The organism is Moellerella wisconsensis ATCC 35017 (assembly GCF_001294465.1).
GTDB lineage: Bacteria > Pseudomonadota > Gammaproteobacteria > Enterobacterales > Enterobacteriaceae > Moellerella > Moellerella wisconsensis.
The window spans coordinates 132,717-156,685 of the sequence record NZ_LGAA01000009.1; the positions used below are offsets into that span (position 1 = coordinate 132,717).

At 41.4% G+C, this 23,969-nt stretch carries 19 protein-coding genes; 16 read left to right on the forward strand and 3 right to left on the reverse strand.

Features of this window, described 5'->3' with window-relative positions; genetic code table 11:
* Positions 1-7: 7 nt before the first annotated feature.
* Positions 8-1,693, reverse strand: a complete 1,686-nt coding sequence (locus M992_RS04740) for an ArnT family glycosyltransferase (protein ID WP_053907530.1) — start codon at positions 1,691-1,693, stop codon at positions 8-10.
* A 593-nt stretch (positions 1,694-2,286) separates the two neighbouring features.
* Between M992_RS04740 and M992_RS04745 the strand changes: the two genes are divergently transcribed.
* From M992_RS04745 to M992_RS14650, 3 genes are all read left to right on the forward strand, one after another.
* A complete protein-coding gene (locus M992_RS04745) occupies positions 2,287-3,633 on the forward strand; it encodes an NCS2 family permease (RefSeq protein ID WP_053907531.1) in 1,347 nt (448 codons plus the stop codon).
* A 261-nt stretch (positions 3,634-3,894) separates the two neighbouring features.
* Positions 3,895-5,544, forward strand: a complete 1,650-nt coding sequence (locus M992_RS04750) for a Na+/H+ antiporter (protein WP_053907532.1) — start codon at positions 3,895-3,897, stop codon at positions 5,542-5,544.
* 17 nt (positions 5,545-5,561) lie between these two features.
* Positions 5,562-6,461, forward strand: coding sequence for a carboxylate/amino acid/amine transporter (locus M992_RS14650; RefSeq protein ID WP_072165918.1), 900 nt, complete (start codon positions 5,562-5,564; stop codon positions 6,459-6,461).
* Here M992_RS14650 and metR read toward each other — a convergent pair.
* Positions 6,346-7,302 carry an HTH-type transcriptional regulator MetR gene (gene metR / locus M992_RS04755; protein WP_053907533.1) on the reverse strand — a complete coding sequence of 319 codons (957 nt, stop codon included), beginning with the start codon at positions 7,300-7,302 and terminating at the stop codon, positions 6,346-6,348. The genes M992_RS14650 and metR overlap by 116 nt on opposite strands.
* A gap of 108 nt (positions 7,303-7,410) precedes the next feature.
* On the opposite strand from metR, the gene metE reads away from it, so the two are divergent.
* The 4 genes from metE (at position 7,411) to fdnI (ending at position 14,753) form a co-directional block, all read left to right on the forward strand.
* Positions 7,411-9,690, forward strand: a complete 2,280-nt coding sequence (gene metE / locus M992_RS04760) for a 5-methyltetrahydropteroyltriglutamate--homocysteine S-methyltransferase (RefSeq protein ID WP_053907534.1) — start codon at positions 7,411-7,413, stop codon at positions 9,688-9,690.
* Positions 9,691-10,160: 470 nt separating this feature from the next.
* Entirely contained in the window at positions 10,161-13,208 is a 3,048-nt protein-coding gene (fdnG, locus tag M992_RS04770) for a formate dehydrogenase-N subunit alpha (protein ID WP_147638154.1), read from the forward strand.
* An 11-nt stretch (positions 13,209-13,219) separates the two neighbouring features.
* On the forward strand, positions 13,220-14,110 hold the full coding sequence (gene fdxH, locus M992_RS04775) for a formate dehydrogenase subunit beta (RefSeq protein WP_167308876.1): 891 nt from the start codon (positions 13,220-13,222) through the stop codon (positions 14,108-14,110).
* Positions 14,103-14,753 carry a formate dehydrogenase-N subunit gamma gene (gene fdnI, locus M992_RS04780; protein ID WP_053907537.1) on the forward strand — a complete coding sequence of 217 codons (651 nt, stop codon included), beginning with the start codon at positions 14,103-14,105 and terminating at the stop codon, positions 14,751-14,753. The genes fdxH and fdnI overlap by 8 nt, the downstream gene beginning before the upstream one ends.
* Positions 14,754-15,016: 263 nt before the next feature.
* Here fdnI and M992_RS04785 read toward each other — a convergent pair whose 3' ends face one another.
* Positions 15,017-15,406 (reverse strand): YidB family protein, encoded by a 390-nt coding sequence (locus M992_RS04785; protein WP_053907539.1) that lies wholly within the window; start codon positions 15,404-15,406, stop codon positions 15,017-15,019.
* Between the two features lie 345 nt (positions 15,407-15,751).
* Between M992_RS04785 and udp the strand changes: the two genes are divergently transcribed.
* From udp to tatB, 9 genes are all read left to right on the forward strand, one after another.
* Positions 15,752-16,510 (forward strand): uridine phosphorylase, encoded by a 759-nt coding sequence (udp, locus tag M992_RS04790; protein ID WP_047254674.1) that lies wholly within the window; start codon positions 15,752-15,754, stop codon positions 16,508-16,510.
* A gap of 195 nt (positions 16,511-16,705) precedes the next feature.
* Positions 16,706-17,488, forward strand: a complete 783-nt coding sequence (locus M992_RS04795) for a tyrosine-protein phosphatase (protein WP_053907541.1) — start codon at positions 16,706-16,708, stop codon at positions 17,486-17,488.
* A gap of 221 nt (positions 17,489-17,709) precedes the next feature.
* The gene (locus M992_RS04800; protein ID WP_053907583.1) at positions 17,710-18,237 is read left to right on the forward strand and encodes a DedA family protein; all 528 of its coding nucleotides are present in this window, start codon (positions 17,710-17,712) and stop codon (positions 18,235-18,237) included.
* Positions 18,238-18,538: 301 nt separating this feature from the next.
* Positions 18,539-19,903 (forward strand): DNA recombination protein RmuC, encoded by a 1,365-nt coding sequence (rmuC, locus tag M992_RS04805; protein ID WP_072165920.1) that lies wholly within the window; start codon positions 18,539-18,541, stop codon positions 19,901-19,903.
* A 66-nt stretch (positions 19,904-19,969) separates the two neighbouring features.
* Positions 19,970-20,725, forward strand: a complete 756-nt coding sequence (gene ubiE / locus M992_RS04810; protein WP_047254677.1) for a bifunctional demethylmenaquinone methyltransferase/2-methoxy-6-polyprenyl-1,4-benzoquinol methylase UbiE — start codon at positions 19,970-19,972, stop codon at positions 20,723-20,725.
* 1 nt (position 20,726) lies between these two features.
* Positions 20,727-21,389: a ubiquinone biosynthesis accessory factor UbiJ gene (locus tag M992_RS04815; protein ID WP_053907546.1), complete on the forward strand. Its 663-nt coding sequence runs from the start codon at positions 20,727-20,729 to the stop codon at positions 21,387-21,389.
* Positions 21,376-23,010, forward strand: coding sequence for a ubiquinone biosynthesis regulatory protein kinase UbiB (gene ubiB / locus M992_RS04820; protein WP_053907547.1), 1,635 nt, complete (start codon positions 21,376-21,378; stop codon positions 23,008-23,010). The genes M992_RS04815 and ubiB overlap by 14 nt, the downstream gene beginning before the upstream one ends.
* Before the next feature lie 113 nt (positions 23,011-23,123).
* On the forward strand, positions 23,124-23,405 hold the full coding sequence (gene tatA, locus M992_RS04825) for a twin-arginine translocase TatA/TatE family subunit (RefSeq protein ID WP_053907549.1): 282 nt from the start codon (positions 23,124-23,126) through the stop codon (positions 23,403-23,405).
* A gap of 9 nt (positions 23,406-23,414) precedes the next feature.
* Positions 23,415-23,966 carry a Sec-independent protein translocase protein TatB gene (gene tatB / locus M992_RS04830; protein WP_053907551.1) on the forward strand — a complete coding sequence of 184 codons (552 nt, stop codon included), beginning with the start codon at positions 23,415-23,417 and terminating at the stop codon, positions 23,964-23,966.
* Positions 23,967-23,969: the final 3 nt, after the last annotated feature.

A 23,969-nucleotide genomic window follows, 5' to 3' on the forward strand; every position in this document is an offset into this window, starting at 1 on the left:
TATATTTTTATGGCGTTATAGTTTGATAAACCACCAAATTTTCATGTTCTTCATCTGGTCGATGACCGGCCCAAATTAATTTCATACCTTCAGGCGCTGGCTGGATATATTTTGAAAAAGTAATTAGCCAGCGGCAGTGTTGTGGGCGATTAAATTGCGGTTGTCGATGATGTAAAATACCCGCAAAATAATAGAGCATAGGCGCTTCAGATTCGCCAATATTGTATGAAGCCATACAGTCGGTATCTTGATAATGCGTGGCGATATGTTGCTTCATATCGATAAATACTTGCTTGTAGCCTTTGGCATAATCAATCCAACCAACCAACAAAATATAAATAATTCCCCAGACCACTGTCATTCCCAGTAACCAATGCTGTATTGATTTTAATGCTGGATCGGCTGAAATAAAATAACGCCGAAATAGCCAAATCAGGGAAAGTAATAATGCTCCCCCACAAGCTAAAACAGAGAAATGCATTTCGTAACTCATCGGTAGCCATTTTTTGAATATTGATAATAATGGTTTGGTTGAATCTGATAGCGATAAAAAATATAAAACCCATACCAAGATGATCAATATAGACCAGAAAATAGTACTAAACCGGGTTACAGCAGTTAACATTTTTCTCGGTAATTGGCTAACAGGGAGTACGGCTAAAATTGCCATGGGGGCGATAAAAGGTAATAAATACAGTGCGCGTCCTGAGGCCGATATTTGCAATAAGATCACCCCTAAAATCGCAAAAATAGCCAGTAGAGATAATGATGAGCTTAATAAAATTTTTCGCGGCGAACGTAATAAAGCCCAAATAGCTAAGATGCCTGAGGGAAAAGCAAAAAATAACACGGCCGCAGGGATACGGGTTAGGTTAGCTTTTGCGCCTAGTTTATCGACGGAAAAACCGAAAAAACGGCCGAAGTTATTGATCCAAAACCATTCATAAAACTGTTCTGGATGTGAAAGATACAACATGACAGGCCAAGGTAAAATCAAGATTAAGGCGATAATTCCGGCTATTAATGCTGATAACCAGTAGCTCTTGCGACGACAACCAGGCTGGAAAATAGGGATAATTAGCAGAGTTAACCCAATAACACCGGGAACAAAGACTCCTTTTGCCAGCATGGCGAGGGTTAGGCCTAAGCTGAGCCACAGGATGGAATAGCCTAATTTTTGGCTTTTTATTAGCCCAGATAAACCATAAAGCGCCATGGTAGCGCCTGCAATAAGCGCAGTATCGGTAAACATATCGTGGCTATGGCGCAATAAACCTGGGGCACAGGCATATAAAGAAAATGCGAGCCAAATCCGTGGATCATTAAAGCTGCTGGCATCAAAGACACGGCGTGCCAGCAGAATAAAGAAGCTAAAATTGAGCAGAGAAAATAATAAAGTCGCGGTGCGTGCGGCATCATGCATTGGCATAATATCTGACAATAGATGAAGCATGATGGTCGCCGTCCAATAATAGATTGGCGGTTTTTCCATAAATGGCTCGCCAGCATTAGTGGGTACTAGCCAATTTGAGGTTTCATACATGGTTTGGATAATGCCAAAACTATAATTCTCATCTTGCTTCCAGGGGGTATGACCATAAATCCCAGGCAGTAAATAGATCATTAAAAATATAAAAAATAAAACCAGAACGAATATTTCTTTAGTCGTTAATTTCTTTATATTGGCTAGCATAACGATATTGAGTCAGTTAATTAGGTGGTATGTTTTGCGCACATTATAGGGAGTGAATTTATATTATCTATCAAAAAAATCCGTTTATTTTTATTTTTAAGACATTCTTTTATTGATTTTAAAGGTTATTTTTTTATTTATGTAAGTTATTAGTTAAATAGAGCTAATTATCTCTAATAATACTTAGAGGCGTTAACTAGAGGCGCTAACTATTTATTTTACGCCTCTGGCTGTCTTGTTTTTTATATAAAATCAATCAAATAACAATCAAACATGCTATTAATTATCCATAAAACATTAAATAATTAGGGCAGATAACACGGTATAAGTTTTTTTAGCGCTAGACTGACAGTTTTTTTACTGACACGGCATCTTTTTGAGTTAAAACACTTGATCATTGGGTGCGGTTCAACCGATAATTATTCGCCTCACGATTTATTCTCGTTTTTTATCGCTAAAGCCAAACGATTGCGTAGAGTGGTGAAACTGAATTTACCTCGGTTTCACTGATTTGATATTTAACCACGTAATCGATTCCGTAGTAGATATCACGGTTGTTATTTCGACATTGAACATTTAAGCAGGGGAACACCATGTCTGGTCATCAGGCTCCAACAAATTGCAAGCTGGATAAGTATTTTAAATTGACTGAACGCGGTACCACTGTACGCCGTGAAATTGTTGCTGGGCTCACAACATTTCTAGCGATGGTCTATTCCGTTATTGTGGTGCCAGGAATGTTGGGGCAGGCCGGTTTTCCGCCGACTGGCGTATTTATTGCCACCTGCTTGGTGGCAGGCTTTGGTTCTTTATTGATGGGGCTGTGGGCCAATTTGCCGATGGCAATAGGCTGTGCGATTTCATTAACGGCTTTTACCGCTTTTAGCTTGGTGTTAGGCCAGCAAGTTAGTATTCCTGTCGCATTGGGGGCCGTGTTCTTGATGGGGTGTATTTTTACCTTGATCTCAGTAACGGGGATACGTTCATGGATTTTACGCAATATGCCGATGGGGATAGCGCATGGTACTGGAATCGGTATCGGGCTGTTTTTATTATTAATTGCGGCTAATGGCGTTGGCTTAGTGGTTAAAAATCCACAAGCTGGTTTACCGGTGGCATTAGGTGAGTTTGTCTCTTTCCCGGTATTAATGTCATTAGCGGGTCTGGCGGTTATTTTTGGTTTAGAAAAGCGTCGAGTACCGGGCGGTGTGCTGCTGGTGATCATCGCTATTTCGATACTTGGACTCATTTTTGATCCCAACGTGAAATATCAAGGATTTTTTAAATTGCCATCATTGGGTGATGACGGGCTTTCTTTGCTGTTCAGTATGGATATTATGGGCGCGTTACAGCCGGTTGTGTTACCTAGCTTATTGGCGTTAGTTATGACTGCCGTATTTGATGCCACAGGAACTATCCGTGCCGTTGCAGGGCAAGCAAATCTATTAGATAAAGAAGGGCAAATTATTGATGGTGGCAAAGCACTGACCGCCGATTCTGTTAGCAGTATTTTTGCCGGTGCAATTGGTGCTTCACCTGCCGCGGTATATATTGAATCAGCCGCAGGTACTGCCGCCGGAGGCAGAACAGGATTAACCGCGACCGTCGTCGGCATTTTGTTCCTAATGATTTTATTTTTATCTCCGTTATCTTATTTGGTGCCGGCTTATGCAACAGCTCCGGCGTTGATGTACGTTGGCTTATTGATGCTTAGCAATGTATCAAAACTTGATTTTGATGATTTTGTTGATTCAATGTCCGGTTTATTATGTGCGGTGTTTATTGTTCTAACGTGCAATATTGTGACTGGGATCATGCTAGGATTTGCGGCTTTAGTGATTGGGCGTATTTGTGCCGGTGAGTGGAAGAAACTTAATCTGGGTACTGTGATTATCGCTGTGCTTTTAGTGGCATTTTATGCTAGTAATCTAGCTATATAATAAATATTATCGGGGGGATGATGATTTCTAAACACATCCCCCCATCTATTATCGCGATTAATCTTAAAATTCAAATTATTTCCCCGCCAAAGTCGTCGTTAAGGATAGAATATTAGTCAGCAGTGAAAAGCGTGGGAAAATTCGTTTTCCATCCCTTCCTCGCTTTACTGAAGTTTCATGGCTGGATTTTGCTATCTTAGAGGCAATCGTCAGGTCACAATTCATGGTTTAAGTCGTTGTATCGTTATCAGTAAGGGCAACATGGAAATTTTCTTTACTATTCTTATTTTAATTTTGGCCGTCTCTATTTCTGGAGTGGTAACTAAGGTTCTTCCCTTCCGTATACCGTTACCCATTGTACAGATTGCTATTGGTGCTGCATTGGCTTGGCCTCAGTTTGGCCTACATGTGACTTTTGATCCCGAACTTTTCCTCGTATTGCTTATCCCGCCACTGTTATTTGTTGATGGCTGGAAAACTCCGACCCGTGAATTTTTCCAAAATGGTCGTGAAATATTCATTTTAGTGCTAGTGCTGGTTTTAGTGACAGTCGTCGGAATTGGTTATTTAATCTATTGGATGATGCCAAGTATTCCGCTGATCGCTGCATTTGCACTGGCTGCTGTATTATCCCCTACTGATGCGGTGGCATTGTCTTCGATTGTCGGTAAAGGTCGAATGCCTAAACGGATGATGAGCATTGTAGAAGGCGAAGCATTAATGAATGATGCTTCAGGCCTGGTGGCGTTGAAATTTGCCGTTGCTATAGCCATGGGAACCATGGTGTTTACGGTCACTGGCGCGACCATTGAATTCTTTAAAGTCGCGGTCGGTGGCTTGCTGGCCGGGATAGGTGTTACGTGGATTTACAGTAAATCGTTGCGTTTAATGAGCCGCTGGAGCGGGGATGAGCCAGCGACACAAATTGTTTTCATGCTGCTGTTACCTTTCGCCTCTTACATGATTGCGGAACATATCGGTGTGTCAGGAATTTTGGCTTCTGTAGCTGCGGGTATGACGATTACTAAATCTGGGGTTATTCGCAATGCACCTTTGGCGATGCGTTTACGTGCTGATAGCGTATGGTCGATGTTGGAATTTGTGTTTAACGGTTTAGTATTCATCATGTTAGGGCTGCAATTACCGGGCATTTGGGAAACCTCGGTTATCCAAGCGGAGCTTGACCCAAGTGTAGAAACATGGATGTTGTTTACTGCGGTAGTCGCTATCTATTTTGCCTTATTAGTATTGCGTTTCAGTTGGTTATGGTTGATGAAAAAATTCAGCCTACTGTTCTTGAAAAAGAAACCGCTGCAATTTGCTAATTATACCACGCGTGAATTACTACTCTCCTCGGTTGCGGGAGTCCGTGGGGCGATAACCTTGGCAGGTGCCCTCTCTGTACCGCTATTTTTACCGGATGGTTCACCGTTTCCAGCGCGTTATCAGCTAATATTTATTGCTGCCGGTGTTATTTTATTTTCTATTTTTATCGGGGTTATTGCATTGCCACTGTTGCTACGTAATTTCAAATTTGGTGATAAAGAAGCCGATATTAATGAAATTCGAATGGCGAAAGCGGCTATGGCCGAAGTGGCGATCGTCAGTATGAATAAAATGGAAGAGCGCTTATCGGCGGATGCGGATGAAAAGCTCGATCCAGAAGATATCAGTGAAGTTGCTTCTAGAGTGATAGGGAATCTCCGGCGGCGAACCGCTGGTCAGGACGAAATGGAGCGTAATTTACTGATTGAAGATTTAGAGCGCAGATTCCGACTAACCGCACTGAGAGCTGAGCGAGGGGAACTTTACCATTTACGCGCAACGCGAAAAATTAGTAATGAAACTCTGCATATGATGTTAACAGACTTGGATTTACTCGAAGCGCTGTTAGTTGAAAAAGAACATTAACACGAGCTGTATATAGAATGTGGTTATTAGTCATCACGACGCTGCTTTGGGCAGCGTCTTTTAGTCTGATTGGCGAGTATTTAGCCGGTCAAGTTGATAGTTGGTTTTCAGTCTTAATGCGGGTCGGTTTGGCGGCGTTGGTATTTTTACCTTTTTTACGTTGGCGTGGTATTGCGTTTAAAGTGATTGCGTTGTACATGCTGGTAGGCGCTTGCCAATTAGGAATTATGTATTTATTCGTATTTCAGGCTTATAACTATCTAAGTGTGGCAGAATTCCTACTTTTTACTGTGTTAACACCGTTATATGTGACCTTAATTTATGATCTGCTTGAGAAGCAACGATTACGTTGGGGTTATGTGTTTAGTTCCTCATTAGCGGTAATTGGTGCGGCGATTATTCGTTATGATCAATTGAGTGAATCATTCTGGCTCGGTCTTATGTTTGTGCAGCTAGCCAATATTTCATTTGCGATAGGTCAAGTGGGCTATAAGCGTATGATGGAAATTCATCCTATGCCACAACGACAAGCATTCTCATGGTTTTATTTAGGCGCGACCGTGGTGGCATTGCTTGGTTGGGTATTTTTCGGTAATAAATTACTGCTGCCAACGACGACAGCACAATGGGTAGTATTGTGCTGGTTGGGCATTGGTGCCTCGGGTATAGGTTATTTCATGTGGAATTATGGTGCCACACAAGTCGATGCCGGTACCTTAGCTATCATGAATAACATGATGGTACCGGCAGGATTATTGGTCAACTTCGCTATCTGGCAGCAGCATCCAGATTGGCTAAGTTTCAGCATGGGTGCAAGTTTGATTGTCGCGTCGCTGTGGGTACATCGATGCTGGATCCTCTCACCGGTTTCACATAAGAAAGATGTTCAACAGCGTGCTGGCCAGCCGCGCGAGTAAATGACTCTATTGCTGGCTGTCGCTGCTCGCCTTCACGGCAGGCAGCGTATAGCCGGCTCCATAGCCCTTCTCCTAAGGTTTTGGTCACAATTAATCCTTGTCTTTCGAACGAGTCCACCGCCCAGTGTGGCAATGCTGCAATCCCCATTTTCGCCGCCACCATCTGAATTAATAATAATGTATTATCGACCGTTTTTATGTTTGGAGAGACTCCTGCTGGCTGTAAAAAATGCCGCCAGATATCAAAACGATGGCGTTGAACGGGATAGATAAGCAATGTTTCATCAATCAGATCTTGCGCTGTAATATGCAATTTATTCGCTAATGGATGGTCGTTCGACACAATTAGCCGAACTTCGTAATCAAACAGCGGTGTGTAATGCAGTGCTTGTTCATCCAGAATGTCGGATGTCATGACAATATCTAATTCTCGCGTTAATAATTCGGGTTGTGGCTCGAAGGTCACGCCAGATTTAAAATCAACCGCTACTTGTGGCCATGTTTCTCTAAATCGTTTTAATGCTGGCGTTAACCATTGAATACAACTGTGGCATTCAATCGCAATACGCAGTGTCGAGACACCGGGCTCGCTGCAGGTTCTCATCGCATCTTTGACCAGCGGTAAAATCTGTTGTGCGAGCTGTAATAAAACTTCACCTTGTGGCGTAAAACGCAGTGGCTGACTTTTACGTACAAATAATTTAAATCCGAGACGATGCTCTAAATCACTGAATTGATGTGATAGAGCCGACTGCGTCTGATGCAGGTGGATTGCTGTTGCTGCTAATGAGCCGTGTTGGCTGAGCGCATGCAATGTTTTTAAGTGTTTTAATTCGATCATGAGAAACCTTCACGGTGACAATGAATAATTTGCGCTTGAGCTTTATACACTACCTGTTGATTATAGATGTGTAAACATCTAGACGGCTAAATATTCTAAGGGGTCACTATGTCAGTTATTAATCACACACTAGGTTTTCCACGTATCGGTTTGAAAAGAGAACTAAAAAAAGCACAAGAGAGCTATTGGGCCGGTAAAATAAATCAACAACAATTAATTGAAACTGGACGTGAATTACGTGCACGTCACTGGCAACAACAGCACGATGCTGGCGTGGATTTACTTCCGGTGGGTGATTTCGCTTGGTACGACCAAGTATTAACCACCAGTTTATTGGTCGGCAATGTACCACCACGCCATGCAAATCAAGATGGAAGTATTGATCTCGATACATTGTTCCGTATTGCTCGTGGTCGTGCGCCAACAGGCGAGCCAGCAGCAGCGGCAGAAATGACTAAGTGGTTTAATACTAACTATCATTATATCGTGCCAGAATTCCAGCAAGGTCAAGAATTTAGCGTGTCGTGGACTCAGCTATTTGATGAAGTCGATGAAGCACTGGCGTTGGGCCATAAAGTAAAACCTATATTAATTGGCCCGGTTACCTATTTATGGTTAGGAAAAGTAAAAGGTGTGGCTTTTGATCGCCTAAGTTTGTTAGAGAAACTGTTGCCTGTATATCAACAAGTGTTGGAAAAACTGGCCGCCAAAGGCATTGAATGGGTACAAATTGATGAGCCGGCATTAGTGTTAGATTTGCCACCAGAATGGCAAGCGGCTTATTCAACAGCTTATGCTGCATTAGAAGGCAAAACCAAATTATTGCTGACCACATATTTTGATAGCATTGGGCATCATCTTGATTTAATTAAATCATTACCGGTTCAAGGGCTACATATTGATTTAGTTGCCGGTAAAGATGATTTGCAGAAGGTGAATAAAGCATTACCCGCAGAATGGCTGCTATCACTGGGTTTGATAAATGGACGTAATGTTTGGCGCGCAGATTTAAGCGAAAAACGAGAAAAAGCTAAAACATTGCTGGGTAAGCGTCAAATTTGGATCGGAACGTCATGTTCGTTACTGCACAGCCCGATTGATTTAAATGATGAAACTGGTTTAGATAAAGAAGTAAAAAGTTGGTTTGCTTTCGCATTACAAAAATGTGAGGAATTAGCATTATTGACGGCCGCATTAAATAATGATAACGCTGAAAATATTGCTAAATTAGAGGCTTACAGCGCACCGATTCGTGCTAGAAAAACCTCAACACGGGTTAATAATGCGGCGGTTGCCGCGCGTTTAGCGGCGATAAAGGTCGGTGATGTAGAGCGTAATAGCGCATACGTTGAACGTGCGAAGCAACAACGCGCGCGTTTTACTCTCCCATTATGGCCAACCACGACGATTGGCTCATTCCCGCAAACGGCAGATATTCGTACACTGCGCTTAGATTTTAAAAAAGGCAATGTTGATATTCCAAGCTATCGTACCAGCATTAGTGAACATATTAAGCAGGCGATTAGAGAGCAGGAATTGCTGGATATTGATGTTTTGGTTCATGGTGAAGCTGAACGTAACGACATGGTCGAATATTTTGGTGAGCATTTCGATGGCTATGTATTTACTCAAAATGGTTGGGTTCAAAGTTATGGATCGCGTTGTGTTAAGCCGCCAGTCATTATTGGGGATATTAGTCGTCCTGAAGCGATTACGGTTGAATGGGCGAAGTATGCGCAATCACTGACTGAAAAACCGGTTAAAGGCATGCTTACTGGCCCGGTGACCATTCTTTGTTGGTCATTCCCACGTGAAGACGTTAGCCGTGAAACCATTGCTAAACAAATTGCTTTAGCGCTGCGTGATGAAGTGGATGATTTACAAAAAGCGGGCATTGGCATTATTCAAATCGATGAACCTGCATTACGCGAAGGGCTACCGTTGCGCCGAGATGAATGGCAAGATTATCTTAAATGGGCGGTTGATGCGTTTAAACTGAGTGCCGCTATTGCTGAAGATGACACTCAAATTCACACTCATATGTGTTATTGCGAGTTCAATGACATCATGGATTCGATTGCCGCGCTGGATGCAGATGTGATAACCATTGAAACCTCGCGTTCAGATATGGAATTACTGGAATCGTTTGAACACTTTGATTATCCAAATGAAATTGGTCCCGGCGTATATGATATCCACTCGCCGAATGTTCCGAGCGTAGAATGGATTGTGGCATTGTTGAGAAAAGCCTCTGATCGCATTGCGGTTGAACGGTTGTGGGTAAATCCAGACTGTGGTTTGAAAACCCGTGGTTGGACAGAGACGCGTCAAGCACTGGCCAACATGGTGGCAGCGGCAAAACAATTACGCAGTGAAACTAAAGTTTGAAGTTTGTATGAAAGTTAAATATAGAATTAATAGTTAATAATAGAGACATGTAACAATTAATATATTTATTCAAATGCCCATCAATATTATTGATGGGCATTGTTTTATTTATTAAATAATAAAAATTACTTTATATATAAATATATATTGTGTATGTTTATTTTAATGTAACACTTTAGTGGTATTATTGGTTACTCTAATATGCTTAATAATTAAAGTAAGCTATTAATTATAAATAATTTGGTTTTGTTGTTGTATTTTTAATTAATTTTTTGAATGTTAAATTTATCTCTGATTATTAAAAAATCTTTTAATTTCAATTTGTTGCGTTTATCTTTTTTGATTTTAATTGTTATTAATAATAAGGATTAAATATCTAATGTTACTTTTTTTGATTTTAAACAATATAGAAGCGATCTAGGCTGATATTCTTCTGCTCAGTTTTTACAAAAATAAAAAAAGAGGAAGCAATGAATCTCAGCCGTAGACAGTTTTTTAAAATCTGTGCCGGCGGAATGGCGAGTACCACAATTGCAGCTTTAGGTTTTATGCCGGGCTTGGCGATGGCCAATGTTCGAGAATATAAATTACTGAGATCGAAAGAAACCCGCAATACTTGTACTTATTGTTCTGTTGGCTGTGGATTATTAATTTATAGTATGGGCGATGGCGCGATGAATGCAAAATCGTCTATTTTTCATATTGAAGGTGATGCTGATCACCCTGTTAACCGTGGCGCATTATGCCCAAAAGGGGCAGGGCTTATCGATTATATTCATAGTGAAGGGCGCTTACGTTATCCTGAATATCGTGCTCCAGGGTCTAATAAATGGCAGCGTATTAGCTGGGATGATGCCTTTTCCCGTATTGCTCGTTTAATGAAAGACGATCGCGATACTAATTTTATTGAAAAAAATAGCCAAGGAACCTCGGTAAACCGTTGGTTATCTACCGGTATGCTGTGTGCTTCTGCCGCCAGTAATGAAACAGGCATATTAACTCAAAAATTTACTCGCTCGCTCGGTATGCTAGCGGTTGATAACCAAGCGCGTGTCTGACACGGACCAACGGTAGCAAGTCTTGCTCCAACATTTGGTCGCGGTGCGATGACCAACCACTGGGTTGATATTAAAAATGCCAACGTTATCATGGTGATGGGTGGGAATGCCGCAGAGGCACATCCTGTCGGATTCCGCTGGGCCATGGAAGCGAAAAATAACAATGATGCAACATTAATTGTTGTTGATCCGCGTTTTACGCGTACGGCATCAGTCGCCGATCATTACGTGCCTATTCGCTCCGGAACAGATATTACCTTTTTATCTGGCGTTTTGCGTTATCTCATTGAAAATAATAAAATAAATGTAGAGTATGTCAAGCACTATACCAACGCCTCTTTGTTGATTCGAGACGATTTTAGTTTCGATGACGGGCTATTTAGCGGCTATGATGCAGAAAAACGCCAGTACGATAAAACCAGTTGGAATTATCAATTTGACGAGAACGGTTTTGCCAAACGCGATGACAGTTGGCAGCATCCTCGCTGTGTATGGAATTTATTAAAGCAGCATATCTCTCGTTATACTCCTGAAATTGTTGAGAACATTTGTGGAACATCACAAGCTGATTTTCTGAAAGTCTGTGAAATCCTTGCGACAACGTCAAGTGCCGATCGCACAACAACCTTTTTATATGCACTGGGTTGGACGCAACATACCGTCGGCTCGCAAAATATCCGTACTATGGCAATGATCCAATTATTGCTTGGCAATATGGGTATGGCGGGAGGCGGTATTAATGCTTTGCGCGGTCACTCAAATATTCAGGGATTAACCGATTTAGGATTACTTTCCACGAGTCTACCGGGCTATTTGAGCCTGCCTTCTGAAAAACAAACTAACATTGAAAGCTATTTGCAGGCCAATACCCCTGTAGCTACTTTACCGAATCAGGTTAACTACTGGAGTAATTACCCCAAATTTTTCGTCAGTTTAATGAAGTCATTTTATGGGGATGCGGCGCAAAAAGACAATCAATGGGGTTTTGATTGGTTGCCAAAATGGGATCAATCTTACGATGTGATTAAATATTTTGACATGATGAGTAAAGGCCAAGTAACCGGTTATATTTGTCAGGGCTTTAATCCCGTCGCATCGTTCCCGGATAAAAATAAGGTGGTTAGTTGCCTCAGTAAGTTAAAATATTTGGTCATTATTGATCCTTTAGTCACTGAAACCTCGACTTTTTGGCAGCATCACGGCGAAATGAACGACGTCGATCCTGCTACCATTCAGACTGAAGTTTTCCGTCTTCCATCGACTTGCTTTGCCGAAGAAGACGGCTCTATCGCTAACTCTGGACGTTGGTTGCAATGGCATTGGAAAGCTGCGGATGCCCCGGGCGAAGCGCGTAACGACGGACAAATATTAGCGGGATTACTGGATAAAATTCGTCAATTATATGCTTCAGAAGGCGGTAAAGGGACTGAGCCGTTAATGCGTATGCGTTGGGATTATAAACAGCCATTTCATCCAGAATCAGAAGAAATGGCTAAAGAAAATAATGGAATAGCGTTAGTTGATTTGTATGATGCCGATGGCAATTTACAAGCTAAAAAAGGCCAGTTATTGAATTCTTTTGCTTTATTACGGGATGACGGTTCTACCGCTTCTTCGTGCTGGATTTATAGCGGTTGCTGGACCGAGCAGGGCAATCAAATGGCCAAACGCGATAATAGTGATCCATCGGGGCTGGGGAATACTCTCGGTTGGGCTTGGGCATGGCCATTGAATCGCCGAATTATTTATAACCGTGCCTCTGCGGATCCTCAAGGAAAACCCTGGGATAAAAATCGGGTTGTTATCGAGTGGAAGGGTAACAAATGGGTCGGCAATGACGTTCCTGATTTTAATACCTCTGCACCGGATGTAGGAACTTCACCTTTTATTATGCAACCTGAAGGGTTGGGACGATTATTTGCCATTGATAAAATGGCTGAAGGGCCGTTCCCTGAACATTATGAACCGGTTGAAACGCCTTTAGGGACTAATCCACTGCATCCTAATGTGGTCTCTAACCCGGCCGCGCGTATTTTCTTAGAAGATCAACAACGCTTGGGGAACCACCAAGATTATCCTTATGTGGGAACCACTTATCGCTTAACTGAACATTTCCATACTTGGACCAAGCATGCGCGCTTAAACGCGATTGCTCAGCCAGAACAATTTGTTGAAATTAGCCAAACGTTAGCACAACAAAAAGGTATCAATAACGGCGATAAAGTCACGGTCAGCAGTAAACGCGGCTTTATTCGTGCTATTGCCGTTGTTACCGCGCGCTTGCAAGCTTTGCACGTGGATGGAAAATCGATTGAAACTATCGGTATTCCTATTCACTGGGGCTTTGAAGGTCAGGCGCAAAAAGGATTTATTGCTAACACATTAACGCCATCAGTGGGTGACGCAAATTCTCAGACACCTGAGTATAAAGCGTTTTTAGTTAACATTGAGAAGGCGTAGAGGAGGAAATTATGTCCATGCAATCTCAAGACATTATTAAACGTTCTGCGACCAATAGCATTACGCCTCCTCCTCAGGTGCGAGACGATAAATTTGAAGTCGCTAAGCTGATCGACGTATCTACCTGTATTGGCTGCAAAGCGTGCCAGGTAGCTTGCTCTGAATGGAATGATATCCGTGACGACGTCGGTCATTGTACCGGGGTTTATGATAATCCGACGGATCTAAGTGCGAAATCATGGACGGTAATGCGTTTTAGTGAAACCAAAGAAAACGGTAAATTAGAGTGGCTGATCCGCAAAGATGGCTGTATGCACTGTGCAGAACCGGGCTGTTTAAAAGCATGCCCATCGGCGGGAGCGATAATCCAATATGCCAACGGGATAGTTGATTTCCAATCAGCGCATTGTATTGGCTGCGGTTATTGTATTGCTGGTTGTCCTTTCAATATTCCACGCCTTAATCCCAAAGATAATCGCGTATACAAATGCACCTTATGTGTCGACAGGGTGAGCGTAGGGCAAGAGCCTGCGTGTGTTAAAACCTGCCCGACCGGTGCAATTCATTTCGGAACTAAACGGGATATGCTTGATATCGCAGAGGAACGAGTCGATAAGCTGAAAAAACGCGGTTTTGCGCAAGCAGGTGTTTATAATCCCTCCAGTGTCGGCGGGACGCATGTTATGTATGTGCTGCAACATGCCGATAAGCCTCAGCTTTATCACGGGTTACCTAAAGATCCACACATTGATACTCCGATTGATTTATGGAAAGGCATCTTGAAGCCACTCTCAGTCGTCGGGTTTATTGCGACTTTTGCCGGGCTAATTTTCCACTATGTAGGTATTGGCCCGAACAAAGAAGTCAGCGATGAAGACGAGGAGGACGATAATCATGACTAAACAGAGCAAAATGATTGTTCGGACGAAGTTTATCGACCGAGCGTGTCACTGGCTGGTGGTGATCTGCTTTTTCTTGGTTGCCTTATCGGGATTGGCGCTGTTTTTTCCGACATTACAATGGCTAACTGAAACTTTTGGTACGCCACAAATGGGGAGGATCCTGCATCCTTTCTTTGGTGTGTTGATTTTTATTGTACTGATGTTCATGTTTGCACGCTTTGTGAAACACAATATTCCCGATAAACAAGATGTACCGTGGATAAAAAATATTGTGGAAGTCCTTAAAGGCAATGAGCATCACGTTGCCTATGTCGGGAAATACAATGCCGGGCAAAAAATGATGTTCTGGAGCATCATGAGCATGATTTTTGTCTTGCTGATCACCGGTGTGATTATCTGGCGTCCATATTTTGCTGATTTCTTCCCTATGTGGACAGTTCGCTGGAGCCTGTTTATCCATGCGGCCGCCGCGATCATTTTGATCCACGCCATATTAATCCATATGTATATGGCTTTCTGGGTCAAGGGATCGATAAAAGGTATGGTCGAAGGAAAAGTGAGCCGTCGATGGGCGAAAAAACATCATCCGCGCTGGTATAAAGAAGTTGAAGCTAAAGAAGCTCAGCAGAAAAAAGCAGAATAGATCGAATGTTTTAAACCACTCATAATTGATCCGCTGTTCACGCTCTATCGAGTAAAGTTATGGCGGATTTTTTATTTTGCGCTGAGCCTGAAGGCAGGTCAGCAAGAATCAAGCGGTGGTGAAGAATAGGCTGAAGATTATCGGTTATTAACGTAATTGCTATTCAATCGATGAGATTGATTTTCAGCCCTATTCTATTTCTATTTTTTATCGATTTACCCTATCGGTATACTATTAAGCCCAAAAATACTTAGGCCACAAGGTTAACCGAACAATTTCTCTTTCAGCATATTCATGCCAATTGTGGATAAATCGAGATCAGCGGGAACTTCACCATTAGGGGTGGCGTTATCAATCAAGCGGGGTAAATATTTTGCGACTAAAGATGTCGCTTCGGTGGTATCGATACCGACTTTATCCGCCAGTTGCTGAATATCAACATTACCGAAGATTTGTGTTAGCTGGCTGACACTGACTGGTAAGTTTTCTGAATTACCAATCCATGACTGAATTAACTCTCCCAATCCTTGTTGATTAAATTTCTCAATCAGACCTTGGATCCCACCTTGTTTTTCAATCCAACTAATTACTGATTGAAATTGGTTCATTTTATCGCCAGCAACCATGGTGACTAGCTGATCAAATAAGCCCATGTTGACTCCTTATTAAAGCAATGAGTGACTCAAATGTTAAATCATGAGTCAAAGAGTGGGCTATTTTCAGCAATTTCTGGCTGGCGTCAATCAGAAAACTGAATTTTTACTGTTTTTACTTATATACACTTATTTTGAGATTTAACTGGTTATACTCTCTGTAGCTGAAGTTGAATTAAATCTGAACGATAGCTGAACTATGGTGATTTAGATCTCATATTTATGAAAATGTTACTTATTACTTTTTATAATTAGTGACGGGCGTCACTAACTTTATGGCTGAGTGACGTTATATTATCCACATGAGATGTAATTTTATGAATTTACTGCGTTAAGGAGTCTGAAATGTCTGATGTTTTCCACTTGGGTTTGAAAAAAAGCGACTTACAAGGTGCAACACTGGCGATAGTTCCGGGAGATCCAAAACGTGTTGAGAAAATTGCTCGTTTGATGGATAACCCTGTTCATCTGGCTTCATTACGTGAATTTACTTCATGGCGTGGCGAAGTTGACGGTAAAGCGGTCATTGTTTGCTCAACCGGGATCGGAGGTCCATCAACCTCTATCGCTGTTGAAGAGTTAGCACAGTTGGGGATTAATACCTTCCTGCGTATTGGTACTACCGGTGCAATTCAAGAAAATATCAATGTTGGTGATGTGTTAGTTACGACGGCATCAGTCCGTTTAGACGGTGCTAGCCAACATTTTGCTCCATTAGAATATCCGGCGGTTGCTGATTTTGAATGTACTAACGCGTTGTATGCTGCCGCAAAAGATGCCGGTGCCGTGGTTCATGTCGGTGTAACTGCATCTTCAGATACTTTCTATCCAGGACAAGAACGTTACGACACTTATACTGGTCGTGTTGTTAGCCGTTTCAAAGGTTCAATGAAAGAATGGCAACAAATGGGTGTTATGAACTACGAAATGGAATCAGCCACATTATTAACTATGTGCTCGAGCCAAGGCTTACGCTCAGGTATGGTTGCGGGTGTTATTGTTAATCGCACACAACAAGAAATACCCAACGAAGAATTATTGAAAAAAACCGAAAGCAATGTGTTAGGCATTGTGGTTGACGCCGCTCGTCGTTTATTGAAATAAATAATTTTTAGCGGGTTAGGTTACTGGTGGTTAACTGTGCTCAGTTTGTCGCCAGTAACATTCCGGATTAAAAGAAACTATTCTTCCTCAATATCTATTGTCTATTTGTTTTCTGTTCTCTCTCGTTCACTTATTTTATTCTGCTAAAAATCTGTTAATGTCATTATTTCTGATAAAAATATTATAAGAGGAATTATGTCTACATTAACTGAGCTACATTCATCGGTCTTACCTCTGCAAGGCGGAATTAACTTTCGTGACTTAGGCGGCAAAACGCTGGCCAACGGGACGAAGATTAAGCCGGGTTTACTATTTCGCGCGGGAGCTTTAGACCAATTGACCTCCGATGATTTAGTTTTCTTACAGTCACAAAATTTGTACCAAATTCTGGATTATCGTGATGCGGTAGAGACTAAAGATAAACCTGATAAGATCTGGGACGGCGCGGCTTATTTTCATGCGCCAGCCAATCCTTTAGCTAAAAAAGTGAGCGCTAACTTAGAAAAACTCACGCCAGATATTTTAGAACAATTTGATCCCCAAGCTTTTATGTTTAAATTATATGAGCTACTGCCTTTAAATAACCCGGCCTATCATCAATTGGTCAGCTTGCTTAAACAGCCGGAAAAAGGAGGAATTGTTCAACATTGCGCGGTGGGTAAAGACCGAACAGGCGTGGGGGCAGCGTTGGTGTTATTGGCGCTAGGCGCTGATTTGGATACAGTGATGGAAGATTATTTGCTAACTAATCAAACCTTAGCATCTTATCGTCAACATTTACTTGAACAGCATGCCGAAACGATGAGCGCAAGTATCGTAAAAAAATTCGAATATGTTTATTCAGTTCGTGAAGATTTTTTGCTAACCGCACTAGAAAGTATTAATCGGCATTACGGCAGTATTGATACTTGGTTAGCGACAGATTTTGCCCTCGATACCGTTGCCAGACAGTCACTGCAAGATTATTTTCTTGAGTAATATTTTCTTGGATTATGTGATTGTTTATTCTTAGTTCATTGAGGTTAAGTTAGGATTATCGCCATGCAATATAAATTGCTGGCGTAGCCTATTGGGCTTAATTAATCCATTAATGAGAGTAAATCCATTATTAATCAATAATATAAATTATTCCTCGTACTTAACCTCCAGTAATTATGCTGATTCAAATGAATGATTTATCTATTATAGGGAGAGATCCGTTGACGCTACACGATATAGTTACCCTAATCACTGATTTTACTCGGCAACATGAAATATGGGCGTTACCGATTATATTTCTACTCGCTTTCGGTGAATCATTAGCTTTTATCTCACTATTATTACCCGCAACGGTCATTTTGTTGGGCATGGGGGCGCTGATTGGTGAAAGCGGCCTAGCGTTTTGGCCTATTTGGCTGGTGGCTGCGCTTGGTGCTTTCTTTGGTGATTGGCTGTCTTATTGGTTTGGATTTCACTATAAAGATAATGTTCGGGGGATGTGGCCGATTTCTCGTAAGCCGCAAATGATTGATCGAGGACACCGGTTTTTTGATAAATGGGGTGTCTGGGGCGTTTTCATTGGCCGTTTCTTTGGTCCGTTTAGAGCGGTGATCCCATTGATTGCTGGTATTTGCAGTATGCCACAGCGATATTTTCAAACAGCTAATTTATTGTCAGCTATGATTTGGGCGTTTGGTATTTTAGCGCCAGGGGCATTTGGATTACGCTGGATTGCAGGTTGGATGTAAAAATAGCGAGCTGGTTGGCAAATATTGGAAGATAGGGAATTCACCTCTGGACACTTATCTCGTATCCTTTTACTTTATTGTATAGCTGCTAATAAGATACACCCTAAGCTATTTATTAAGCTATCAAGCAAAATTATTTATAACTTAAACGATGAAATAAAATGACCAAGTTGAGAAGATATTATCAGCTTAGTTGAATAGCGATTTAGAGTAAATTGGCATTGTGGATAGTATTAGGCCACGGATAGCTTAATGGCATATTTATGTCATTGAAAATAGTTTTAAATCTAAGGAAATCATGGTGGATACCTCTTTATTGTATGCAGTTATAGGCACGTTATGCGGTATTTTGCTCGGTGCAATAGTTGTATGGTGGTCTATCTCGCAAAAAATAAATGATAAGGATAATGAATTACGCGAGGTGAGTCGTTTATTGGCCATGAGTGAGGAGAAAAATATCCACCTTACGCATTGGAAAGATGAATCCATTCGTTTAGATCAAGAGTTGCGAACTCAGCGAGATATCAATCGTGAGCAAGAAGTTGAATTACGCGAAATAGCCACGCGATTAGAGCAAACTCAATTAGCGTATGAAGAAAAACAACGGATACTAATCAATAGTGAACAACGATTAAACACTCAGTTTGAAAACTTAGCTAATCGCATTTTTGAACAGAATGAGCGGCGTACAACAGAACATAATCGTCAAAGTTTGATCTCTTTATTAACGCCATTTCGTGAACAGTTGGACGGTTTTCGCCGGCAAGTACAAGACAGTTTTGGGCAAGAAGCTCGCGAACGACACACGTTGGCTCACGAAATTCGTCAGTTACAACAATTAAATAGCCTGATGGCAAAAGAAGCGGTTAATCTCACCCGCGCATTAAAAGGCGACAATAAAATCCAAGGTAATTGGGGCGAGACTATTTTAGCGCGGATTTTAGAAGCTTCTGGTTTGCGCAAAGGCTATGAATTTGAAACCCAGGTCAGTATTAATACTGGGCATAATAGCCGTTATCAGCCTGATGTTATTATTCGTTTACCCGAAGGCAAAGATATTGTTGTTGATGCTAAAATGTCGCTTACTGCTTATGAGCAGTATTTTAATAGTGACGATAGTGAAATTCAGGCACAAGCACTACGCAGCCACATAGCATCAATTAGAAATCATATTAAGTTATTGAGTAATAAAGATTATCATCAATTACCGGGGCTTCGGTCATTAGACTATGTATTGATGTTTATTCCTGTGGAACCCGCGTATTTGGTGGCACTGCGAGAAGCGCCTGGATTACTTGATGAAGGACTAAAACATAATATTATGCTTGTTTGCCCATCAACATTATTAGTTGCTGTCCGTACGATTAATAACTTATGGCGTTATGAACGTCAAAGTCAAAATGCACAAGAAATTGCGACAAGAGCTGCTAAAATGTATGACAAAATGCGTTTATTTGTTGATGATATGCAGCTCTTAGGAACTAGCTTGACTAAAGCACAGGCGACTTATCAATCAGCAATGAAACGTTTAGCTGAAGGACGAGGGAATTTGATCAGTCAAGCTGAAGGATTTCGTGAATTAGGCGTCGAAATAAAGCAGCCTATAGATCCTCTGCTGGCAGATAAAGCGACCGGGTCATATTGTGCGGGATCATCGAGTTCCTAATAGGGTTTTAGCGCAAAGACTGTTACAATTCTCACCAAAGTTTGAAATATAAGCAGGCATACATAAATGGCAGATCAATCTAAAGAAACCACTGATTTTGGTTTCCGCAAAGTAGGCAAAAATGAAAAAGAAGGCCTAGTTGCGAATGTTTTTCACTCTGTAGCTTCAAAATATGACTTAATGAATGATGTTATGTCATTTGGCATTCACCGTATTTGGAAGCGTTTTACTATTGAAGCCAGTGGTGTCCGACGTGGGCAGCGTGTGCTTGATCTGGCGGGTGGAACTGGTGATTTAACCGCTAAATTTTCTCGATTGGTTGGTGAAAAAGGTGAAGTTGTTCTTGCCGATATCAACGACTCGATGCTTAAAATGGGACGCGAAAAACTGCGTGACTCGGGGATTGTTGGCAACGTAAATTATGTTCAAGCCAATGCAGAAGAATTACCGTTCCCTGATAATTATTTTGATTGTATTACTATTTCGTTTGGTTTACGTAATGTAACGGATAAAAATAAAGCCTTACGCTCTATGTTCCGTGTGCTAAAACCCGGCGGACGTTTATTAGTCTTGGAATTTTCTAAACCTATCTTCCAGCCGCTAAATAAAGCCTATGATACTTATTCTTTCCATATCCTCCCGCGTATTGGTCAAGTGATTGTTAACGATGCAGATAGTTATCGCTATTTAACGGAGTCTATCCGTATGCATCCAGACCAAGAAACCTTGAAGTCGATGATGGAAGATGCCGGTTTTGATCAAGTCTCTTATGACAATATGACTGGCGGTATTGTTGCTTTACACAAAGGATTTAAATTTTAAGATGGATATGCCATCAGCATCAGCAAAAAATACTATTTTAAATCATGTGGCTATCTATTCAGCTGCCACTGCGTTAATGGAAACCTGTTTAAATAGATTGCTATTTAAAGAGGGGGTCTTAAAGCCAGCGAGAACCCGTCTCACGGGTAAGACAATGTCTATTGATTTAAAAGAGTTGGATAAAGCATTAACACTGGTGTTTAGCGATAACCATGTTGATGTCTTAAGCCAATGGAGCGAGCCTGCTGATTGCACCCTCAGAACCTCTGTTTTTACATTGATTAAACTGAAAGATAAGCAGCAACTTTCACGACTGATCAATCAAGGTGATGTGGTTATTGAGGGTGATATGCAAGTTGTTCAACATTGGTCTACTTTGTTGGATTTAGCCGAGTGGGATCCCGCGCATTATTTAGCCCCTTATATTGGCGATGTTGTTGCTGAAGGCATTAGCCAATTTTTGCGCAAAGGGACGGGGCTTGCGGCGCATTTACTCTCTCGTCAGAAAACTTATGTGCAAGAAACGCTTATTGAAGAGTGGAAAATGGCCCCCGGGCCTCTGGAATTAATGCATTTTAGCTCTCAAGTAGAGCAGGTATCGACTGAACTGTCTCAGCTTGAACAACGCTTGAAACAGCTGGAGGAGAAGCATGACACCCGGTGAATTAAAACGACTTTATTTCATTATTCGGGTATTTCTCTCTTATGGGTTGGATGAATTAATACCAAAAATTAAATTAACTATCCCTTTGCGTATCGGACGTTACGGTTTTTTTTGGATTAAAAATCAGCATAAAGATAAAGAGTTAGGTCAACGATTAAGACTCGCATTACAAGAGCTTGGGCCGGTTTGGATTAAGTTTGGTCAGATGCTTTCTACTCGACGCGATTTATTTCCTCCGGCGATAGCTGACCAACTGAGTCTATTGCAAGATAAAGTCGCTAGCTTTGACGGCAAATTGGCGCGCCAATATATTGAAGACTCCCTCGGTGGATCGTTAGAAAACTGGTTTGATGATTTTGATGAGACTGCACTTGCTTCAGCTTCTATTGCTCAGGTGCATACCGCTAAATTAAAAGAGAATGGCAAGCAAATTGTCATAAAAGTTATTCGCCCAGATATTCTTCCGGTGATCAAGGCTGATATGCGTCTAATGTATCGCATTGCAAGCTGGGTTCCTCTCTTGCCTGATGGTCGACGTCTGCGGCCGAAAGAAGTTGTGAAGGAATATGAAAAAACGCTAATAGATGAGTTAAATTTATTACGTGAATCAGCCAATGCGATTCAATTACGCCGTAACTTTGAAAACAGCGCAATGCTGTATATTCCTGAAGTCTACTCTGATTATTGCCGTGAGAATGTCATGGTAATGGAGCGTATCTACGGCATCCCAGTTTCCGATATTCAGGCGCTGGAAGCTCAGGGAACCAATATGAAGCTGCTAGCGGAAAGAGGTGTAAAAGTCTTCTTTACTCAAGTATTTAGAGATAGCTTCTTTCATGCGGATATGCACCCAGGCAATATCTTTGTAAGTTATGATCACCCAGAAGATCCGCTGTATATTGGTATCGACTGCGGTATTGTTGGTTCATTAAATAAAGAAGATAAACGCTATTTGGCTGAAAACTTTATCGCTTTTTTTAATCGCGATTATCGTAAAGTCGCTGAGCTGCATGTGGATTCGGGTTGGGTTCCTGTCGATACTAATGTTGAAGATTTTGAATTTGCTATTCGTACGGTATGTGAGCCGATTTTTGAAAAACCATTATCAGAAATTTCATTTGGCCATGTGTTATTAAATTTATTTAATACTGCCCGTCGCTTTAATATGGAAGTTCAGCCGCAACTCGTTTTATTGCAAAAAACATTATTATACGTTGAAGGATTAGGTCGCCAGCTCTATCCGCAGCTCGATTTATGGAAAACAGCTAAACCTTTCCTTGAGGATTGGATTTTAAGCCAAGTTGGGCTTCCTGCTATCACTAAAGCGCTAAAAGAAAAAGCACCTTATTGGGCTGAAAAAATGCCTGAGATCCCTGATTTAATTTATGGCGCGTTGCGTCAGCATAAATACCTGCAAAATAGTCTTGATGGATTATCAAAAGAGCTTAAAAATCAGCGGGTGAACCAGCGAAAGTCACAATATCTATTAGGAATAGGTGCAACATTTATTTTATGTGGTAGTTTGTTCTATCTTTCCGATTCAATAAAAATATCTGCTGCGTTTATGTTTGCAGGGGCGCTGTCTTGGTTGTTAGGATGGTGTAAATCAGGGAAAAACTGAGGTAAGTTTGTTTTCAAACAAACTTACTAGCATGTTAACTGTTTCCGTATTTAATTTGGGTTGTATATAATGGGCTCATTAGTCTTGATCCCACTTCTATAGAGGTAAAAACGATGGAATCAACAATCGCAATGGCAGCTTTCGGAAGCCCATGGCAGCTTATTATTATCGCTCTTTTAGTTATTTTAATTTTCGGCACTAAAAAATTGCGTTCTCTGGGATCCGATCTTGGTGAATCCTTAAAAGGCTTCAAAAAAGCTATTAATGATGAAGATACCAATAAAGCCGACAAATCAGAACAAGCTAATGATGCTGACTTTGAAACTAAAAATATCGCTCAACAGAAAACAGCCGATAAAGCTGATAGCAGTGTTGAGAGCAAAAATAAACAGTAGGGTTAAACCGTGTTTGATATAAGTTTTCCTGAGTTACTCTTGGTTGCGGTGATTGGCCTGGTTGTTTTAGGGCCAGAACGCTTACCTGTAGCTGTAAGAACAGTTGCCGGTTGGATCCGAGCGATGCGTTCTCTTGCTGCCAATGTACAAAATGAACTCTCGCAAGAGTTTAAATTGCAAGAGCTACAGGAAAGCCTGAAAAAAGTTGAGGAAAAAGCGGGACTACAGGCGCTTTCTCCTGAACTGAAACAGTCTATGGATGAGCTTCGGCAAGCTGCTGAGTCACTGAAACAAAGCTACAGTTCATCGGCTGAAAGCATTAGCGATGAATTGAAAAAAGCGACAGAGTTAACTGAAAACTACGACGTTGCCGTAAAACAAGCTAGTGATCCTGAAGAAACATCAAACGAAAATGATCCTGATCCTGAGGTCGCCGCCAAAATGGCTTCTGTGGTAGAGACTGAATCTATCTTAGAGCCTGCCCATACTCCGGCAGCACCAGACAAATTAGCTACCTCAGAAGTAAAGAAAAGTTCTCATCAAAATCATAGTGAAAACTAAAAC

Excerpts from the sequence above, each read along its gene's own strand:
- M992_RS04785 (WP_053907539.1), bottom strand. The coding sequence starts at position 15,406 with ATGGGCTTATTTGATCAGCTAGTCACCATGGTTGCTGGCGATAAAATG.
- fdnI (WP_053907537.1), top strand. The coding sequence starts at position 14,103 with ATGACTAAACAGAGCAAAATGATTGTTCGGACGAAGTTTATCGACCGA.
- tatA (WP_053907549.1), top strand. The coding sequence starts at position 23,124 with ATGGAATCAACAATCGCAATGGCAGCTTTCGGAAGCCCATGGCAGCTT.
- M992_RS14650 (WP_072165918.1), top strand. The coding sequence starts at position 5,562 with ATGTGGTTATTAGTCATCACGACGCTGCTTTGGGCAGCGTCTTTTAGT.
- M992_RS04795 (WP_053907541.1), top strand. The coding sequence starts at position 16,706 with ATGTCTACATTAACTGAGCTACATTCATCGGTCTTACCTCTGCAAGGC.
- metE (WP_053907534.1), top strand. The coding sequence starts at position 7,411 with ATGTCAGTTATTAATCACACACTAGGTTTTCCACGTATCGGTTTGAAA.
- M992_RS04745 (WP_053907531.1), top strand. The coding sequence starts at position 2,287 with ATGTCTGGTCATCAGGCTCCAACAAATTGCAAGCTGGATAAGTATTTT.
- M992_RS04750 (WP_053907532.1), top strand. The coding sequence starts at position 3,895 with ATGGAAATTTTCTTTACTATTCTTATTTTAATTTTGGCCGTCTCTATT.
- ubiE (WP_047254677.1), top strand. The coding sequence starts at position 19,970 with ATGGCAGATCAATCTAAAGAAACCACTGATTTTGGTTTCCGCAAAGTA.
- M992_RS04815 (WP_053907546.1), top strand. The coding sequence starts at position 20,727 with ATGGATATGCCATCAGCATCAGCAAAAAATACTATTTTAAATCATGTG.
- fdxH (WP_167308876.1), top strand. The coding sequence starts at position 13,220 with ATGTCCATGCAATCTCAAGACATTATTAAACGTTCTGCGACCAATAGC.
- metR (WP_053907533.1), bottom strand. The coding sequence starts at position 7,302 with ATGATCGAATTAAAACACTTAAAAACATTGCATGCGCTCAGCCAACAC.
- udp (WP_047254674.1), top strand. The coding sequence starts at position 15,752 with ATGTCTGATGTTTTCCACTTGGGTTTGAAAAAAAGCGACTTACAAGGT.
- ubiB (WP_053907547.1), top strand. The coding sequence starts at position 21,376 with ATGACACCCGGTGAATTAAAACGACTTTATTTCATTATTCGGGTATTT.
- M992_RS04740 (WP_053907530.1), bottom strand. The coding sequence starts at position 1,693 with ATGCTAGCCAATATAAAGAAATTAACGACTAAAGAAATATTCGTTCTG.